Annotated in this window: 12 protein-coding genes and 1 pseudogene; 5 read left to right on the forward strand and 8 right to left on the reverse strand. The window is 65.6% G+C overall.

The window, feature by feature from the left end; genetic code table 11:
* The first annotated feature begins 43 nt into the window (after nucleotides 1-43).
* Nucleotides 44-307, forward strand: coding sequence for a DUF2866 domain-containing protein (locus P9255_RS25055; protein WP_309765045.1), 264 nt, complete (start codon nucleotides 44-46; stop codon nucleotides 305-307).
* On the opposite strand, the pseudogene P9255_RS25060 reads toward P9255_RS25055, so the two are convergent.
* Together P9255_RS25060 and P9255_RS25065 are read right to left on the reverse strand one after the other, a co-directional pair.
* A pseudogene (locus P9255_RS25060) lies at nucleotides 304-1,335 on the reverse strand (CaiB/BaiF CoA transferase family protein). The gene P9255_RS25055 and the pseudogene P9255_RS25060 overlap by 4 nt on opposite strands.
* Entirely contained in the window at nucleotides 1,332-3,278 is a 1,947-nt protein-coding gene (locus tag P9255_RS25065; RefSeq protein WP_309765044.1) for an ATP-binding cassette domain-containing protein, read from the reverse strand. Before P9255_RS25065 ends, P9255_RS25060 begins: the two are co-directional and overlap by 4 nt.
* 153 nt (nucleotides 3,279-3,431) lie before the next feature.
* Between P9255_RS25065 and P9255_RS25070 the strand changes: the two genes are divergently transcribed.
* The gene (locus P9255_RS25070) at nucleotides 3,432-3,923 is read left to right on the forward strand and encodes a glutathione peroxidase (protein WP_309765043.1); all 492 of its coding nucleotides are present in this window, start codon (nucleotides 3,432-3,434) and stop codon (nucleotides 3,921-3,923) included.
* 4 nt (nucleotides 3,924-3,927) lie between these two features.
* On the opposite strand, the gene cls is transcribed toward P9255_RS25070, so the two are convergent.
* The 6 genes from cls to dapC all read right to left on the reverse strand — a co-directional run bounded on the left by cls (nucleotide 3,928) and on the right by dapC (nucleotide 10,159).
* Nucleotides 3,928-5,421 (reverse strand): cardiolipin synthase, encoded by a 1,494-nt coding sequence (gene cls, locus P9255_RS25075; RefSeq protein ID WP_309790796.1) that lies wholly within the window; start codon nucleotides 5,419-5,421, stop codon nucleotides 3,928-3,930.
* A gap of 118 nt (nucleotides 5,422-5,539) precedes the next feature.
* On the reverse strand, nucleotides 5,540-6,430 hold the full coding sequence (prmB, locus tag P9255_RS25080; RefSeq protein WP_309765042.1) for a 50S ribosomal protein L3 N(5)-glutamine methyltransferase: 891 nt from the start codon (nucleotides 6,428-6,430) through the stop codon (nucleotides 5,540-5,542).
* 30 nt (nucleotides 6,431-6,460) lie between these two features.
* Nucleotides 6,461-7,600: a succinyl-diaminopimelate desuccinylase gene (gene dapE, locus P9255_RS25085; RefSeq protein ID WP_309765041.1), complete on the reverse strand. Its 1,140-nt coding sequence runs from the start codon at nucleotides 7,598-7,600 to the stop codon at nucleotides 6,461-6,463.
* 104 nt (nucleotides 7,601-7,704) lie between these two features.
* The gene (locus tag P9255_RS25090) at nucleotides 7,705-8,064 is read right to left on the reverse strand and encodes an ArsC family reductase (protein ID WP_309765040.1); all 360 of its coding nucleotides are present in this window, start codon (nucleotides 8,062-8,064) and stop codon (nucleotides 7,705-7,707) included.
* A 1-nt stretch (nucleotide 8,065) separates the two neighbouring features.
* On the reverse strand, nucleotides 8,066-8,893 hold the full coding sequence (gene dapD, locus P9255_RS25095) for a 2,3,4,5-tetrahydropyridine-2,6-dicarboxylate N-succinyltransferase (protein WP_309790596.1): 828 nt from the start codon (nucleotides 8,891-8,893) through the stop codon (nucleotides 8,066-8,068).
* Between the two features lie 39 nt (nucleotides 8,894-8,932).
* Nucleotides 8,933-10,159, reverse strand: coding sequence for a succinyldiaminopimelate transaminase (dapC, locus tag P9255_RS25100; RefSeq protein ID WP_309765038.1), 1,227 nt, complete (start codon nucleotides 10,157-10,159; stop codon nucleotides 8,933-8,935).
* Nucleotides 10,160-10,381: 222 nt separating this feature from the next.
* Between dapC and P9255_RS25105 the strand changes: the two genes are divergently transcribed.
* The 3 genes from P9255_RS25105 to P9255_RS25115 all read left to right on the forward strand — a co-directional run bounded on the left by P9255_RS25105 (nucleotide 10,382) and on the right by P9255_RS25115 (nucleotide 16,426).
* Entirely contained in the window at nucleotides 10,382-11,347 is a 966-nt protein-coding gene (locus P9255_RS25105; RefSeq protein WP_309765037.1) for a DMT family transporter, read from the forward strand.
* Between the two features lie 120 nt (nucleotides 11,348-11,467).
* Nucleotides 11,468-14,983, forward strand: coding sequence for a chromosome segregation protein SMC (gene smc, locus P9255_RS25110; RefSeq protein ID WP_309765036.1), 3,516 nt, complete (start codon nucleotides 11,468-11,470; stop codon nucleotides 14,981-14,983).
* 174 nt (nucleotides 14,984-15,157) lie between these two features.
* Nucleotides 15,158-16,426 carry a cell division protein ZipA C-terminal FtsZ-binding domain-containing protein gene (locus tag P9255_RS25115; protein WP_309765035.1) on the forward strand — a complete coding sequence of 423 codons (1,269 nt, stop codon included), beginning with the start codon at nucleotides 15,158-15,160 and terminating at the stop codon, nucleotides 16,424-16,426.
* Nucleotides 16,427-16,538 lie beyond the last annotated feature (112 nt).

Genomic DNA, 16,538 nt, shown 5'->3' on the forward strand with positions numbered 1-16,538 from the left:
CTTCGTGGACAGGAGCGGCCGCAAGCATCGAGAGGACCACGCCTTGAAGCACGCCAAATCAACGCGAGCCAAGCCCGCGTTCCATCTGCGGGGATGTCGCGTGTCGGCGCCCTTGCAGCAGCCGTGGGGCAGCGGGTGCCGGATCATCGAATGGATCGACGGCGAGGGACAGATTTCGCGGCGCGCCGTGGCTGCGGATGTCACGGAAGATGAAGTCGTCGCCGTCATCCGCCGTCACGTGACCGGGCGCAAGCATGTGCTCGTTGACGACGAAAGTCAGCCGCGTCAGACCTTGCCGCGCCGTTAGGCTTGCCTATCCGCGAAGAGCGGATGCGCCGCCGCTTCGGCCGGCGTCAACACGGGCGCGACGCAGCAGTCGAGCGGCTCCAGCAGCGCGATCCATTCGTCGCGCGTGCGCTCGCGAAAGCACGCCGCCGCTTGCGCCGACAGTTCCTTCGCGTCCGCGCCACCGATTGCCTGTCCCAGACTCCAGTGCCGCGCGGCTCACTCGGGGCGGCCGAGTGCGTGACACAGCGTCTGCCAGAACTTCAGTTCGAGCGCGCCGACCGCGATGAACCGGTCATCCCGCGTGCGATACACGTCGTAGCACGGCACGCCGCCGTTCAGCAAGCCGGCGCCCGCGCGCGTGCTCGCGTCGTCGCCGCGAGTGAGCGCGACATGCGCCATCACGTTGTGTGCGTGAACCGCGTGGGTCATGGAAACATCGACCCGACGTCCTTCGCCGCCACGCGCGACATGCCAGAGCGCCGCAAGCATCTCGGTCACGGCGCAAAGCGCGCCGCCCAGCAAGTCCGCCAGCTGAAAATTCGGCGCGACGGGCGTGCCATCCGGCGCGGCGAGCTGATCGAGCACGCCCGCATACGCCATGTAGTCGATATCGTGGCCTGCCTTGTCCGCGAACGGGCCGTTGCTTCCGAAGCCGGTGATCGCGCAATAGACGAGCTTGGGATTCACCTGACGCAGGACGTCATAGCCGACGCCCAGCCGCGCCATCACCGATGGCCGAAAGCTCTCGACGAGCGCATCGGCATTGCGCACCAAATCGATCAGCTTCGCGCGGTCCGCTTCGGTCTTGAGATCGAGCGTGACCGTCCGCTTGCCGCGATTCACGATGCGATAGAACGCGCTCGGCGTACCGCTTCGGCGCTCGGCTTCCGTCTGCAACATCGTGCGCGCGTAGTCGCCTTCGCCCGGCGGCTCGATCTTGAGCACGTCCGCGCCCAGTTCCGCGAGCCGCAAGGTCGCGACCGGACCGGGCAGCAGGCGCGTCAGGTCGAGTACACGGAGGCCGGCGAGGGCGGGCGGAGGCGTCATGAACCGATCTGTTCGAGTTCCTCGTGCGCTTCGAGCCACTCCAGTTCCAGCGTCTCGAGCCGTGCGCTGACTTCGCCCTGACGGCGAATCGTCTCGGTGAGCTTCGCCTTTAGCGCGGCGTCGTAGCTGGCGGGATCGGCGACGAACGCATCGAGCGTCGACTTCTCCGCGTTCAGCGCATCCATTTCCTTCTCGATCTTCGCGATGCGCGATTGCAGCGGCTTCTTCAGATGCGACAGCTTCTGCCGTTCCTGCGCCTCCTGCTTGCGCTGCTCCTTGCGATTGACCGCACTGTCCTGCGCGACGCCCACCGCCGACGATGCGCCGCTCGCTTCCTTCGCCGCCGCGCGCGTTTCGGCGGCGTGCTGCAGCAGCCAGTCGCGATAGTCGTCGAGATCGCCATCGAACGGACTCAGCCGATGCTTCGCGACCAGCATGAACGTGTCGGTCGTCGCGCGCAGCAGATGCCGGTCGTGGGACACGAGGATCAGCGTGCCTTCGAACTGCGCGAGCGCCATCGTCAGTGCGTGACGCGTTTCGAGGTCCAGGTGGTTGGTCGGTTCGTCGAGCAGCAGCAGATTGGGCTTCTGCCAGATGATGAGCGCGAGCGCGAGCCGCGCCTTCTCGCCGCCCGAGAAGGGCGCGATTTTCGCGGTCGCCATGTCGCCGGAGAAGTTGAAGCTGCCGAGAAAATCGCGCAACTCCTGCTCACGTGTGTCCGGCGCGAGGCGCGCGAGATGCTGAAGCGCGGAATCGTCCGGACGCAGCGTTTCGAGCTGATGCTGCGCGAAGTAGCCGATCTGCAGGCCCTTGCCCTGACGCACGTGACCGGACAGCGGTTCGAGCGTGTCCGCGAGCGTCTTGATGAGCGTCGACTTGCCCTGACCGTTCGCACCCAGCAGGCCGATGCGCTGACCGCTCTGGATCGACAGCGTGACGCCTTCGACGATCGGAATTTCCGCGCCGTCATCGCCGTGATAGCCGCAGCGCACGCCTTCCATGACCATCATCGGGTTGGGCGCGGCATCGGGCGTGCGGAACTCGAACGTAAACGGCGAGCTCGCGTGCGCCGGCGCGATCAGTTCCATCTTCTCCAGCGCCTTCACCCGGCTCTGCGCCTGCTTCGCCTTCGTCGCCTTGGCCTTGAAGCGGTCGATGAAGCTCTGCAGATGCTGCACGGTCTTCTGCTGCTTCTCGAATGCGCTCTGCTGCAGCGCGAGCTGTTGAGCGCGCAAAATCTCGAACTGGCTATAGTTGCCGCCGTAGCGCTTCACCTGCCGGTTTTCCAAATGCAGCGTGACGTTGCAAACGGAATCGAGGAATTCGCGGTCGTGCGATATCACGACGAGCGTGCCCGGATAGCGCGCCAGCCAGTCTTCGAGCCACACGATGGCGTCGAGGTCGAGGTGGTTGGTCGGCTCGTCGAGCAGCAGCAGGTCGGACGGACACATCAACGCTTGCGCGAGATTCAGGCGCATGCGCCAGCCGCCCGAGAAGCTCGAAACCGGTTCGCGCGTCTGCGCGAGCGTGAAGCCGAGGCCCAGCAACAGCGTTTCGGCGCGTGCGGGGGCGGTGTAGCCGTCGGCATCGGCGAAAGCGGCGTGGGCTTCGGCTTCCTCGGCGCCGTCGTGCGCAGCGGACGCGGCGGCGATGCGCGCTTCGATCGCCCGCAAGTGCGTGTCGCCGTCGAGCGTGTAGTCGAGCGCGGTGCGATCCACCGCCGGCGTTTCCTGCGCGACGTGAGCGATGCGCCAGGACGGCGGCATCGAGAAGTCGCCGCCGTCCGCGTGCAATTGGCCGCGCAGCACGGCGAAGAGCGTGGACTTGCCTGCGCCGTTCGCGCCGACGAGACCGGCTTTCTCGCCCGGATTGAGCGTGAAGCTCGTCTCTTCGAAAAGCGGCTTCGTGCCGCGGGACAGGCTGAACTGGTTGAAGCGGATCACGTCGGGATGGCGGCGAAGGGCGCGGGCTTGAGAGGAAAGCGCTATTTTAGACCGGCCGCGCCGCCGCCAACGGATCGTCCGTTCGGCCAATGGCGGCCGATCGCGGGCGGTAGTAGCATCGCCTGAATTCAAACTTTCAGCGGGGAACATGCCATGCGTTCAACTTCCGACAGCATCTACGGCTTCACGGCGGAGACGCTCGACGGCGCGACCGTCGGTCTCGACACGTACCGCGACAAGGTGCTGCTGATCGTCAACACGGCGAGCGAATGCGGTTTCACGCCGCAATACAAGGGACTGCAGGAGTTGTACGCGCGGCTCGCGTCGCGCGGCTTCGAGGTCCTCGGCTTTCCGTGCAACCAGTTCGGCAAGCAGGAACCGGGCGATGCGGCGCAGATCGGGGGATTCTGCGAGAAGAACTACGGCGTGACCTTTCCGATGTTCGCGAAGATCGAGGTCAACGGGGCGAACGCGCATCCGCTCTACAAGTACCTGACCGAGAAGGAGCCGGGCGTGCTCGGGCTTGCGGCCATCAAGTGGAACTTCACGAAGTTCCTCGTGGATCGGAAGGGGAACATCGTGAAGCGGTATGCGCCGATCACGAAGCCGGAGGCCATTGCGGCGGACATCGAGAAGCTGCTGTAGCGCGTCAGAGTATCGGCGAGAACAGCCGCGCGACGTGCATCGCCATCCGATGCCAGAACGGGAAGCCGAGATAATCGGTGTCGTCGATCTCATACGCGTGCGCGAAGTTGACGAGCAGCATGCTTTCCACCTGCCGTGCGAAGTCGTGATCGACGGTCAGCACGGTGATCTCGAAGTTTAGGCGGAAGGAGCGGTTGTCCAGATTCGCGCTGCCGACCGACGCGGCGATATCGTCCACGAGCACGACTTTCTGGTGCAGAAAGCCCGGCTTGTAGCGGAAGATGCGCACGCCGGCCTGCACGAGATCGTACGCATAAAGCCGCGACGCCGCGAACACCACGTGATGATCACGCCGGCTCGGAATCAGGATGCGCACGTCCACGCCGCGCATCACCGCGAGCCGTAGCGCGGAAAAAACGGCTTCGTCGGGGATCAGATAGGGCGACGTGATCCAGATGCGTTCGCGCGCCGCGTTGATCGCCTCGACGAAAAAGAGCGAGCAGGTCTCCTGCTTGTCGGCAGGGCCGCTCGACAGCACCATGCAGTGCATGTTGTCGCCGGTGTGCGGCGCGGGACCGAGTTCGGGAAGGCGCTGCGTCGCCCAGTACCAGTCTTCGGTGAAGACGAACTGGATGCTCGTGATGGCCGGGCCGCGCACTTCCACGTGGGTATCGCGCCACGGCGAAAGCCGCGGATTGCCGCCGAGATATTCGACGCCCACGTTGTGCCCGCCGACGAACGCGCGCTTGCCGTTGACGACCACGATCTTCCGATGATTGCGGAAGTTGATCTGAAACCGATGCACGAACTTGCGCTTGGTCGCGAACGGATGCGCCTCGACGCCGCCCGCACGCAGCGCGTGCACGTAGCGATGCGGGAGATCGAAGCTGCCGATGCTGTCGTAGAGAAAGTAGACGCGCACGCCCGCTTGCGCCTTCGCGATGAGCGCATCGCGCAGCATGTCGCCGAGCGCATCCGCGCGCACGATGAAAAACTGCACGACGATATAACGCTCGGCGGCTTCGATCGCTTCGAGAATCGCGGAGAACGTGGCGTCGCCGTCGACCAGCACGCGCACCGAATTGCCGCGCAGAAAAGGCATGCCCGACAGACGCTGGAGCGTGCGAATCGTCGGATTGCCGAGATACTCGGCCGGACCCGGCGAGAGCTCGCCCCGCGCGCCCGGGGAATCGAGCAGCGCCATGCCTGTTTCGGGCGCGTCGCTGCGCTCCTTCGATTCCCACTCGGCCGGCTTCGTGCGATGGCGCAATATTTCGACTTCGAGCCGCCGCTCGTCGATGTAATCGGCGAACTTGCTGCGGCCGAGGAACAGGTAAGGGATGAGCGTGAGATACGGCATCGCGACGAGCGATACCGCCCACGCGACCGCGCCTTGAGACGTGCGCGTATGGATGACCGCGTGCACGGCGGCGATCACGCCGAGCACATGCGCGGCCATCACGAGCGTGCCGACGTGGAGCCAGTCTGCTGCTTGCATAGGCATGCGTAAGGTTCGATACGTTCCGCGCTCGGGCGCGCGGACCGGGATGACGAGCGCCGCGTCGGCGGCGATGCGTCATCTTACCCAACCTTCCTGGTCCGAAACGCGTCGCGCGTCAGGCTTGCGCAGGCAGGTCGGCTGCCTGAACGAGGAACACGTTGTCGTCGCCGGCGCTTGTCGAAAGCCAGACGAGATCGAGGCCGCCGAACGCAGCCTCGACGTTCGCACGCTCGTTGCCGATTTCGACGACGAGCACGCCGTCTTCGGTCAGCCACTTGCTCGCGTCGCGCACGATGCGCCGCACGATGTCCATGCCGTCCTCGCCGCCCGCGAGCGCGAGTTCCGGCTCGTGGCGGTATTCGGCGGGCAGCGATTGCATCGCGCCGGCGTTCACATACGGCGGATTCGTGATGATGACCTCGTAACGCGCGCCGGACAGCGGCGCGTAAAGATCGCCTTCGTGCAGCGTCACGCGATCCTGCAGGCCGTAGTCGTCGACGTTGCGGCGCGCGACCGCGAGCGCATCGGCGGAGATGTCGACTGCATCGATATCGGCGTTTTCGAAGGCCTGCGCGGCCAGAATCGCGAGGCAACCGGAGCCGGTGCACAGTTCGAGCACGCGCGTGACGTGGTCGGGATCGGCCACATACGGCTGCAAGCCGTCCTGCAGCAATTCGCCGATGAACGAGCGCGGCACGATCACGCGCTCATCGACATAAAAGCGATGACCGTGCATCCACGCTTCCTGCGTGATGTAGGCGGCCGGCACGCGCTCTTTCGCGCGGCGTTCGATCACCTGCATCACGGCGTCGATTTCGCTGTCGAGCAGGCGCGCGTCGAGGAACGGATCGAGCGTGTCGAGCGGCAGATGCAGCGTGTGGAGGATGAGATACGCGGCTTCGTCATAGGCATTGGTCGAGCCGTGGCCGAACGAGAGGCCCGCTTCGGTGAAGCGCGAGACGCCGAAACGCAGCAGGTCGCGCACGGTGAGAAAGGGTAGCGCCATCGAAGGCTCCTTGTTGTTGTGCGAATGAATTCAGGCGATCAGTTCTTCGAGCACGCGGCGATACACGTTCTTCAGCGGCTCGATGAATCGCACTTCGATATGTTCGTCGATTTTATGGATGCTGCCGTTCGGCGGGCCGAATTCCACGACCTGCTCGCAGATGCGCGCGATGAAGCGGCCATCCGAGGTGCCGCCGGTGGTCGACAGTTCGGGCTGTGCACCGGTTTCCTCGCGGATCGCTCTTTCGAGCGCGTCGGACAGCGCGCCGCGCGGCGTCAGAAACGGCAGGCCGCTGACGAACCACTTGAGATCGTAGTCGAGCGCGTGCTTGTCGAGAATCGCGTGGACGCGGCTTTGCAGGCGCTCGACCGTGCTCGCCGTCGAGAACCGGAAGTTGAATATGAGCTCGGCATGGCCGGGAATCACGTTCGTCGCGCCCGTGCCCGAGTGCAGGTTCGAGACCTGCCACGTGGTCGGCGGAAAGTATTCGTTGCCGTCGTCCCAGCGTTCGGCGACGAGTTCGGCGAGCGCCGGCGCGAGCAGATGAATCGGATTCTTCGCAAGGTGCGGATACGCGATGTGCCCCTGAACGCCCTTTACCGTGAGCTTGCCGGTCATCGAGCCGCGCCGTCCGTTCTTGACCATGTCGCCGAGCGTTTCGTTCGAAGTCGGCTCGCCGACGATGCAGTAGTCGAGTCGCTCGCCGCGCGCCTGCAGCGCCTCGACGACCTTCACGGTGCCGTCGGTGGCGGGGCCTTCTTCATCGCTCGTGATGAGCAGCGCGATCGAACCGCGATGCGCCGGATGCTTCGCGACGAACTCTTCGCTCGACACGACGAACGCCGCCAGCGACGCCTTCATGTCGGCTGCGCCGCGCCCGTAGAGCTTGCCGTCGCGATGCGTCGGCGTGAAGGGCGGTGAGTTCCATTGCTCGACGGGGCCGGTCGGCACGACGTCGGTGTGTCCGGCGAACGCGAGCAGCTTGCCCGCAGCGCCGTCCGCGCCGCGTTTGACTGCCCACAGGTTCGTGACGCCGCCCGACGCGATGGTTTCGCACACGAAGCCGGCAGCGGACAGACGTTCGGTCATCAGCGACTGGCAATCGCGATCGTCGGGCGTGACGGACGCGCGTGCGATCAGGGCTTCGGTAAGGGAGAGTGTGCCGGACATGGTTGGACCTGCGTCTGGAAAGACAAAAAAATGCCGGCGCGGCGGCCGGCAAGCGGTTCTGTATCGAGGCGAGCGATGGCGTCCGTGAGAGCCATCGCCACGCATTACGCGAAGAGCGTCTCGTACTGCTCGGCCGAGAAGCCGAGCGTCTTCACGCGGCCGTTCACGACGATGACCGGCCGCTTGATGATCGACGGCTTGTGGATCATCAGCGCGATGGCGCCGGCCGTGGTGTCGGCTTCGGCCTTGTGGACGTCCGACAGCCCGCGCCAGGTCGTGCCGCGCTTGTTGATGAGCTGATCGAGCGGCACGTCCTTCAACCAGTCCTGAAGCAGTTTCTCGTTCACGCCGGCTTTCTTGAAGTCGTGAAATTCGAACGGCACGCCGCGCTCTTCCAGCCACACGCGCGCCTTCTTCACCGAGTCGCAGTTCGGAATGCCGTACACGACAGTCGTCTTGGCCAACTCAGTCGCCTCGCAGCAGTTCGTTCAGGCCGACTTTCGCGCGCGTCTTGGCATCGACCTTCTTCACGATGACCGCGCAGTAGAGGCTGTGCGAACCGTCCTTCGACGGCAGATTGCCCGCGACCACCACCGAACCGGCCGGAATTCGGCCATACGTGACTTCGCCTGTTTCGCGGTCGTAAATTTTCGTCGACTGGCCGAGGTACACGCCCATCGAAATGACCGAGTTCTCTTCGACGATCACGCCTTCCACCACTTCCGAGCGCGCGCCGATGAAGCAGTTGTCCTCGATGATGACCGGGTTCGCCTGGAGCGGCTCCAGCACGCCGCCGATACCCACGCCGCCCGACAGGTGCACGTTCTTGCCGATCTGCGCGCACGAGCCGACGGTGGCCCAGGTGTCGACCATCGTGCCTTCGTTGACGTAAGCGCCGATGTTCGTGTACGACGGCATCAGCACGACATTCTTCGCAATGAACGAGCCGCGGCGCGCGATGGCCGGCGGCACCACGCGGAAGCCGCCCGCCGCGAAGTCCTCGGCGGTGTAGCCGGCGAACTTCGAAGGCACCTTGTCGTAGAACTGCGAGTAACCACCGGCGGCCATCGGCGCGTTGTCTTCCAGGCGGAACGACAGCAAAACCGCCTTCTTCAGCCACTGATTGACGACCCACTCGCCGTCGCGCTTTTCGGCCACGCGCAACGCGCCCTTGTCGAGCTGTTCGATGGCGTGCGCGACCGCGTCGCGGACTTCGGCCGGCGCCGCTTTCGGCGAAAGCTCGGCGCGGTTTTCCCAGGCGTTGTCGATGATGCTCTGAAGTTGTTGCGACATAGTGATTTCAAGGATGGAGTGATGGACCGGCAGCGCCCGTCAGGACTTGAGCGTGCGGCAGAATTCGACGATGCGGCGGGCGCCTTCGACACATTCCTCGGTCCCCGCCACGAGCGCGATGCGCACGAAGCCTTCGCCGGGATTCATGCCATGCGCCGGACGAGCGAGATAGGAGCCCGGCAGAACCGTCACATTATAGTCGGCGTAGAGACGCGCCGCGAACCCGGTATCGGACAGCCCGGTGCGCGAAACGTCGGCCCAGAGGTAGAACGCGGCATCGGGCAGACGGACGTCGAGCACTTCCGCGAGCATGGGTGTCACCGTCCGGAATTTGCTCACATACATCGCCCGGTTGTCGCGCACGTGCGTTTCATCCTGCCAGGCGGCGATGCTTGCACGCTGGAAAACCGTTGACAGCGCCGCGCCGTGATACGTGCGATACAGCAGGAATTGCTTGAGGATGGCGGCGTCGCCGGCGACGAAGCCCGAGCGCATGCCCGGCACGTTCGATCGCTTCGACAGGCTCGACAGCATCACGAGGCGCTCGAAGCCGCGGTTCAGCAGGCGCGCGGCCTCCAGAGCGCCGAGCGGCGGATGCGCTTCGTCGAAGTAGATCTCCGAATAACATTCGTCGGACGCGATCACGAAGCCGTGCTTGTCCGACAGCGCGAAGAGCTCGCGCCAGTTGTCGAGCGTCAGCACCGCGCCCGTCGGATTGCCCGGCGAGCAGACATAGAGGAGTTGCGTGCGCGCCCAGATGCCGTCCGGCACGGCGGAGTAATCGCACGCGAAGTTGCGCGCCGGATCGCTGTTCACGAAGTACGGCTCGGCGCCCGCGAGCAGCGCCGCGCCTTCGTAGATTTGATAGAACGGGTTCGGACAGAGTACGATCGGCGGTTCGGCTTCGCGCAGTTCAGGCGTGCTGCGGCTGTCGATGACGGCCTGCGCCAGCGCGAACAGCGCTTCGCGCGAGCCCGACACGGGCAGCACCTCCGTGGCCGGATCGAGCGATGCGAGACCGTAGCGCGCCTTCGTCCATGTGGCGATGGCTTCGCGCAGCGGTTCGCTTCCGAGCGTCGGCGGATAGGCGGCGAGGCCGTCGAGCGAATTCACGACGGCGTCGCGGATCAGCGCTGGCGTCGGATGCTTCGGCTCGCCGATGCCGAAGCTGATCGGCGTGAATCCGGCGCGCGGCTCGATGCCTTTGAAGAGCGCGCGGAGCTTTTCGAACGGATACGGCTGGAGTTTCTGAAGAAGTGGATTCACGGCGTGACCGGTAAGCGATGAGCGACGAGTGAACGGATGGTCGGGGCGGCGGCGCAGCGCCATGCACGCCGGCGAGAACAGGCCATTGGACGACCCGCTGCGGCGGCACGATAGAGACATCGATGAAGCGCACGATTATACCCCGCGCCTTTGCAGCAAAGGGCTGCAGGGCAACGAACGACACAGCATGACGATCCCGCATTCCACCCGACGAGCCCGCCCATGACCCGCCGTCTGCACGACGCGCTGCCGACGCTCGCGATCATGCTCGGCGCGTCCGTTTGGGGCCTCGTCTGGTATCCGATGCGCGTGCTTGCGTCGATGGGGCTCACCGGCACCCTCGCGAGCGCGACGACGAGCGGCGCGGCGTGCCTGTGCGTCCTCTTGCTCAGACGCCGCTCGATCAGCACGATTTCCTGGCACTGGCTGCTCGTCGCGCTCGGCCTCGCGGCGGGCATGACGAGCGTCGGTTTCGTATGGGGCGCGATTCACGGTCAGGTGATGCGCGTGCTGTTGCTCTTTTATCTGACGCCCGCATGGACGGCGGTGTTCGCGCATTTCATCCTGAACGATCGCCTGACGCGCGCGGACGCCGCCTTGTCGTTGCTCTCGCTCGCGGGCGCGGTCACGATGCTCTGGTCGCCCGCGCTCGGCTTGCCGCTGCCCGCGAATCTCGCGGAGTGGGCGGGGCTGATGGGCGGCATGGGCTTCGCAATGAGCAACGTGCTCGTCGTCAGGATCACGCGGACGATGCCGCGCATGAAGCCCGAAATGCGCACGGCGGTGATCTTCGGCGGCGCGGCTGTCGTCGCAAGCGTGGCGAGCCTTTTCGAGCCGATGCCCGCGCCGCCCGCCGCATCGCAGATGGGTACGGTCGCGTTCATCGTGATCGGGCTGGGCGCCGTGCTCGCGGTGAACAACGTCATCGTGCAGATCGGGCTTGCGCGCGTGCCGGCCAATCGCGCGTCGATCATCATGCTGTTCGAACTGGTCGTGACGGCGCTGTCGTCGTGGCTCTTCGCGGGCGAGGCGCCGGGGCCGCGCGAATGGGCGGGCGGGGCGTGCATCGTGGCCGCGTGCTTGCTGTCGGCGTGGGTGCATCGGCAGGCGCGAAAGGGCGATGAAGCATCGCCGGCGCGGCCGCAAGACCCGCCAGGCGAAAAGAAATCGACACGCGCGATGGTATGATGGTGTCCGCTCGCGACCGGGCGGAAAGGCTCTCGCGGGCATGACACGATCACACGCGACGGGCGCTGCCGCCTGTCTGCCTTTCATCCTCCGTCATCCACTTCAAACAGCGATATCGCCGTGCGTCTGACTTCGATCAAACTCGCTGGTTTCAAGTCCTTCGTCGATCCCACGCATTTCCAGGTCCCCGGCCAGCTGGTCGGCGTCGTCGGGCCGAATGGCTGCGGCAAGTCCAATATCATCGACGCCGTGCGCTGGGTGCTCGGCGAATCGCGCGCATCCGAATTGCGCGGCGAGTCGATGCAGGACGTCATCTTCAACGGATCGACCGCGCGCAAGCCCGGCAGCCGCGCGAGCGTCGAACTCATCTTCGATAACGCCGATGGCCGCGCCGCCGGCCAGTGGAGCGCGTACGGCGAGATCGCCGTGAAGCGTGTGCTCACGCGCGACGGCACGTCCAGTTACTACATCAACAACCTGCCCGCGCGACGCCGCGACATCCAGGACATCTTCCTCGGCACGGGCCTCGGTCCGCGCGCCTACGCGATCATCGGGCAGGGGATGATCGCGCGGATCATCGAAGCGAAGCCGGAAGAACTGCGCGTGTTTCTCGAGGAAGCCGCGGGGGTGTCGAAGTACAAGGAACGGCGCCGCGAAACGGAGAACCGCCTGCACGACACGCGAGAGAATCTCACGCGCGTGGAGGATATCGTCCGCGAACTGACGACGAATCTGGAGAAGCTCGAAGGGCAGGCGATCGTCGCGACCAAGTACAAGGAACTGCAGGCCGAAGGCGAAGAGAAGCAGCGGCTGCTCTGGCTGCTGCGCAAGAACGAAGCCGGCAACGAGGCGGAGCGGCAGCAGCGCGCCATTCGCGAAGCGCAGGTCGAGCTCGAAGCGCAGACCGCGCGTCTGCGTGAAGTCGAAGCGCAGCTGGAAACGCTTCGTGTCGCCCATTACAGCGCGAGCGACGCGATGCAGGGCGCACAGGGCGCGCTCTACGAGGCCAACGCCGAAGTGAGCCGGCTCGAAGCGGAGATCAAATTCATCGTCGAGTCGCGCAATCGCGTGCAGGCGCAGATCGCCGCGCTCGCCGCGCAGCGCGAGCAATGGCAGATGCAGGCGCAAAAGGCGCGGGACGAAATCGAGACTGCATCGGAGGCGCTGGCCGAAGGCGAAGAGAAGGCCGCCATCGCGCAGGAAAACGCCGCCGCCAAGCACGACGCATTGCCGGAGCTCGAAGCCCGCTGGCGCGATGCGCAGGCGCAACTGAACGAGGAACGCGCGGGCATCGCGCGGGCGGAACAGGCGCTGAAACTCGAGGCGGCGCATCAGCGCAACGCGGATCAGCAGCTTCAGCAATTGCAACAGCGCCAGGAACGTCTGAAGAACGAAGCGAGCGGTCTCGACGCGCCCGACGAAGCGCAGCTCGAAGAACTGCGCATGCAGCTTGCCGAGAACGAAGAAGTGCTGGCCGAAGCGCAGGCGCGTCTCGCCGATGCCCAGCAAACCCTGCCGCGCCTCGACGGCGAACGCCGTGCGGCGCAAGAGCGCGTGCAGGCGGAAAGCGCGCAGATTCACCAGCTCGAAGCGCGCCTCGGCGCGTTGAAACAGCTTCAGGAAAGCGTTCAGACCGAGGGCAAGATCCAGCCGTGGCTCGACAAGCACGAACTCGGCGCGCTGCCGCGTCTGTGGAAGAAGCTGCATGTCGAAGCGGGCTGGGAAGCGGCGCTCGAAGCGGTGCTGCGCGAGCGGCTCGCGGCGCTGGAAGTGTCGAATCTCGACTGGGTGAAGGCGTTCGCCACCGATGCGCCTCCCGCCAAGCTCGCGTTCTATTCGCCGCCGGTCGCGGGCAAGCCGCTCGACGCGCCGCAGGGCTTGCGGCCGTTGTTGTCGCTCGTGCGGATCGACGATCCGGGCTTGCGCGCGGTGCTCAACGAGTGGCTCGGCGCGACGTTCATCGCGGATGACATCGCGCAGGCGCTCGCCATGCGCAATCAGCTGCCGGACGGCGGCGCGTTCGTCGTGAAGGCGGGGCATACGGTAACGCGGGTCGGCGTGCAGCTTTACGCATCCGATTCCGAGCAGTCCGGCATGCTCGCGCGCGCGCAGGAAATCGAAAATCTCACGCGGCAGGCGCGCGCGCAGACGCTGCTCGCCGACGAAGCGAAGAGTAATGCGGTTCGCGCCGACGCCGCGCATACGCAGGCATCGCAAGCACTTGCCGATGCCCGCTCCGCCGCCGAGCGCGCCACGCAGCGCGTGCATGCGCTGCAACTCGACGTGCTGAAGCTCGCGCAGGCGCACGAACGCTATACGCAGCGGAGCACGCAGATCGGCGAGGAACTGGAAGAAATCGCCGCGCAGATCGACGAACAGCGCGCGCTGCGGGCCGAATCCGAAGCCGCGTTCGAGCAGCACGACGCGGAAATCGCGCAATTGCAGGCGCGCTTCGAAGACAACCAGCTCGCATTCGAATCGCTCGACGAAGCGCTCACCGGCGCGCGCCACGAACTGCGCGAGCTGGAACGCGCCGCGAGCGACGCGAGCTTCGCGGTGCGCGGTCTCGCCGCGAAGATCGCCGAGTACGAGCGCAACATCGAGACGGCGCAGGATCAGAGTGAACGCGTCGCCGGCGCGCTGGAAGATGCGCGTGCGGAACTCGAGACCATCAACGAGCAGACGGCCGAAACCGGTCTACAGGATGCGCTCGAAGTGCGCGCGGCGCGCGAGGAAGCGCTTCATGCGGCGCGCATCGAACTGGACGATCTCACGGCGCGGCTGCGTCAGGCGGACGAACAGCGTCTTTTCGCGGAACGCTCGCTGCAGCCGCTGCGCGACAGGATCAACGAACTGCAGTTGAAGGAACAGGCGGCGCGCATCAGCGGCGAACAGTTCGTCGAGCAACTGCAGGCGGCGGGCGTCGACGAAGCGGAGTTGCAGGCGAAGCTCACGCCGGACATGAAGCCGTCGTATCTGCAGGGCGAAGTCACGCGCCTGAACAACGCGATCATCGCGCTCGGTCCGGTCAACATGGCCGCGCTGGAAGAACTCGCGGCGGCCACCGAGCGCAAGCACTTCCTCGACGCGCAATCGGCCGACCTGAACGACGCCATCGGCACACTGGAAGACGCGATCCAGAAGATCGACCAGGAAACGCGCGCGTTGCTGCAAGGCACGTTCGACGAAGTGAACCGTCACTTCGGCGAACTGTTCCCGCGTCTTTTCGGCGGCGGTCAGGCGAAGCTCATCATGACCGGCGACGAAATCCTCGATGCCGGCGTGCAGGTGATGGCGCAGCCGCCCGGCAAGAAAAATTCGACGATTCACCTGCTTTCGGGCGGCGAAAAGGCGCTCACCGCGACGGCCCTCGTCTTCGCGATGTTCCAGCTGAATCCCGCGCCGTTCTGTCTGCTCGACGAAGTGGACGCGCCGCTCGACGACGCCAATACCGAACGCTTCGCGAACCTCGTGCGGGCGATGTCGGCCAAGACGCAATTCCTGTTCATCTCGCACAACAAGATCGCGATGGAGATGGCGCAGCAATTGATCGGCGTGACGATGCAGGAGCAGGGCGTATCGCGCATCGTCGCGGTGGACATGGAAGCCGCTGCGGGCTTTGCGCAGAATGGCTGACGCCTCAGCGTCATGCGAATTTTGAATGGTTGAACGGCGGCCGGGCGATGACCCGGCCAGGCGCGCAGGCGCGGAGTGGCGTGCATCGGGCAGGCGGCGGCGAAAGCCGGAACGCGGCAGATGCGTGCGACAGATCGCGCGGCGCTTCCTAACTCAAAAGATTGTGGAGCGTGCATGGACGAGTTGACACTCGGGTTGATCGGAGCAGGAGCCGTGGTGGTCGGCGGTGTGGTGGTGTACAACGCGTGGCAGAGCGCGAAGGTGCGGCGCAAGATGCCGCGTCCGATGCCTGACGAAACCGCCGATGCGCTCGCGCGCCAGGACACCGACGACGAGCATCCGTTCATCGAGCCGGTGCGCCCGGCGCGTCGCGAACCGGTCGCGGGCGATGCGCCTGACGAAGCGCCGCGCGACGTGCGCGTCGAGCCGAGTTTCGGCGGCGTGGCGGCATCGGAAGAAACGCACGCTGCCGTGACGCCGCCCGTCGCACCCGCGGATACGCCCGTCGATCTGCAGGCCGAGGCGACCTCCGCCAACGGCGTCGCGGACGAATCGGCCATCATCGACGAAGACGAGCGCAACGAACCGGTCATGCCCGCCGCGACGACCATTTCTTCGGCGCCGCCTGCGGTCGTCGACCGGCGCATCGACTGCGTGGTGCCGGTTCGGCTCGCCGCGCCCGTCGCGGGGGATCGCGTCATTCCGCTCGCGCAGCGGCTGCGCCGCGCGGGAACGAAGCCGGTGACGATCGAAGGCAAGCCGGAAGGCGAGAGCACGTGGGAGCTGTTGCGCCACGGCGTGCGCTACGACGAACTGCGCGCGGCGGCGCAACTCGCGAATCGCAGCGGCCCGCTCAACGAACTGGAGTTCTCGGAGTTCGTGACCGGCGTGCAGCGCCTTGCCGACGCCGTCGATGGCGCACCCGAATTCCCCGACATGATGGAAACCGTCGGCATGGCGCGCGAACTCGACGCCTTCGCCGCCCAGTGCGACGCGCAACTGTCCATCAATATTCTCTCGGACGGCGCGCCGTGGTCGGCCAACTACGTGCAGGCGGTCGCGTCGCAGGACGGCTTGCTGCTGTCGCGCGACGGCACGCGCTTCGTCAAGCTCGACGCAAAGCAGAACCCCGTGTTCATGCTCCAGTTCGGCGACACCAATTTCCTGCGCGACGACCTTACGTACAAGGGCGGGCAGATGATCACGCTCGTGCTCGACGTGCCCGTCGCCGACGAGGACATCCTGCCGTTCCGCCTGATGTGCGATTACGCGAAGTCGCTATCCGAGCGCATCGGGGCGCGCGTCGTTGACGATCAGCGCCGGCCGTTGCCGGAATCGGCGTTGCTCGCCATCGAAAAGCAGCTGATGACGCTCTACGCCAAGCTCGAACAGGCAGGCATTCCGGCGGGTTCGGCGGCCACGCGCCGGCTTTTCAGCCAGTAGGCGTTTCTGTCCTCGACGCGCTGCATCGGCGGCGCGCGCTTCCGAATCGATCGCGCCCCTTCCACGGGGCGCTTTCCGTTGATGCGTGCAAGCGCACGTTCAATCGTCCTAT

Source organism: Caballeronia sp. LZ019 (genome assembly GCF_031450825.1).
Classification (GTDB): Bacteria; Pseudomonadota; Gammaproteobacteria; order Burkholderiales; family Burkholderiaceae; genus Caballeronia.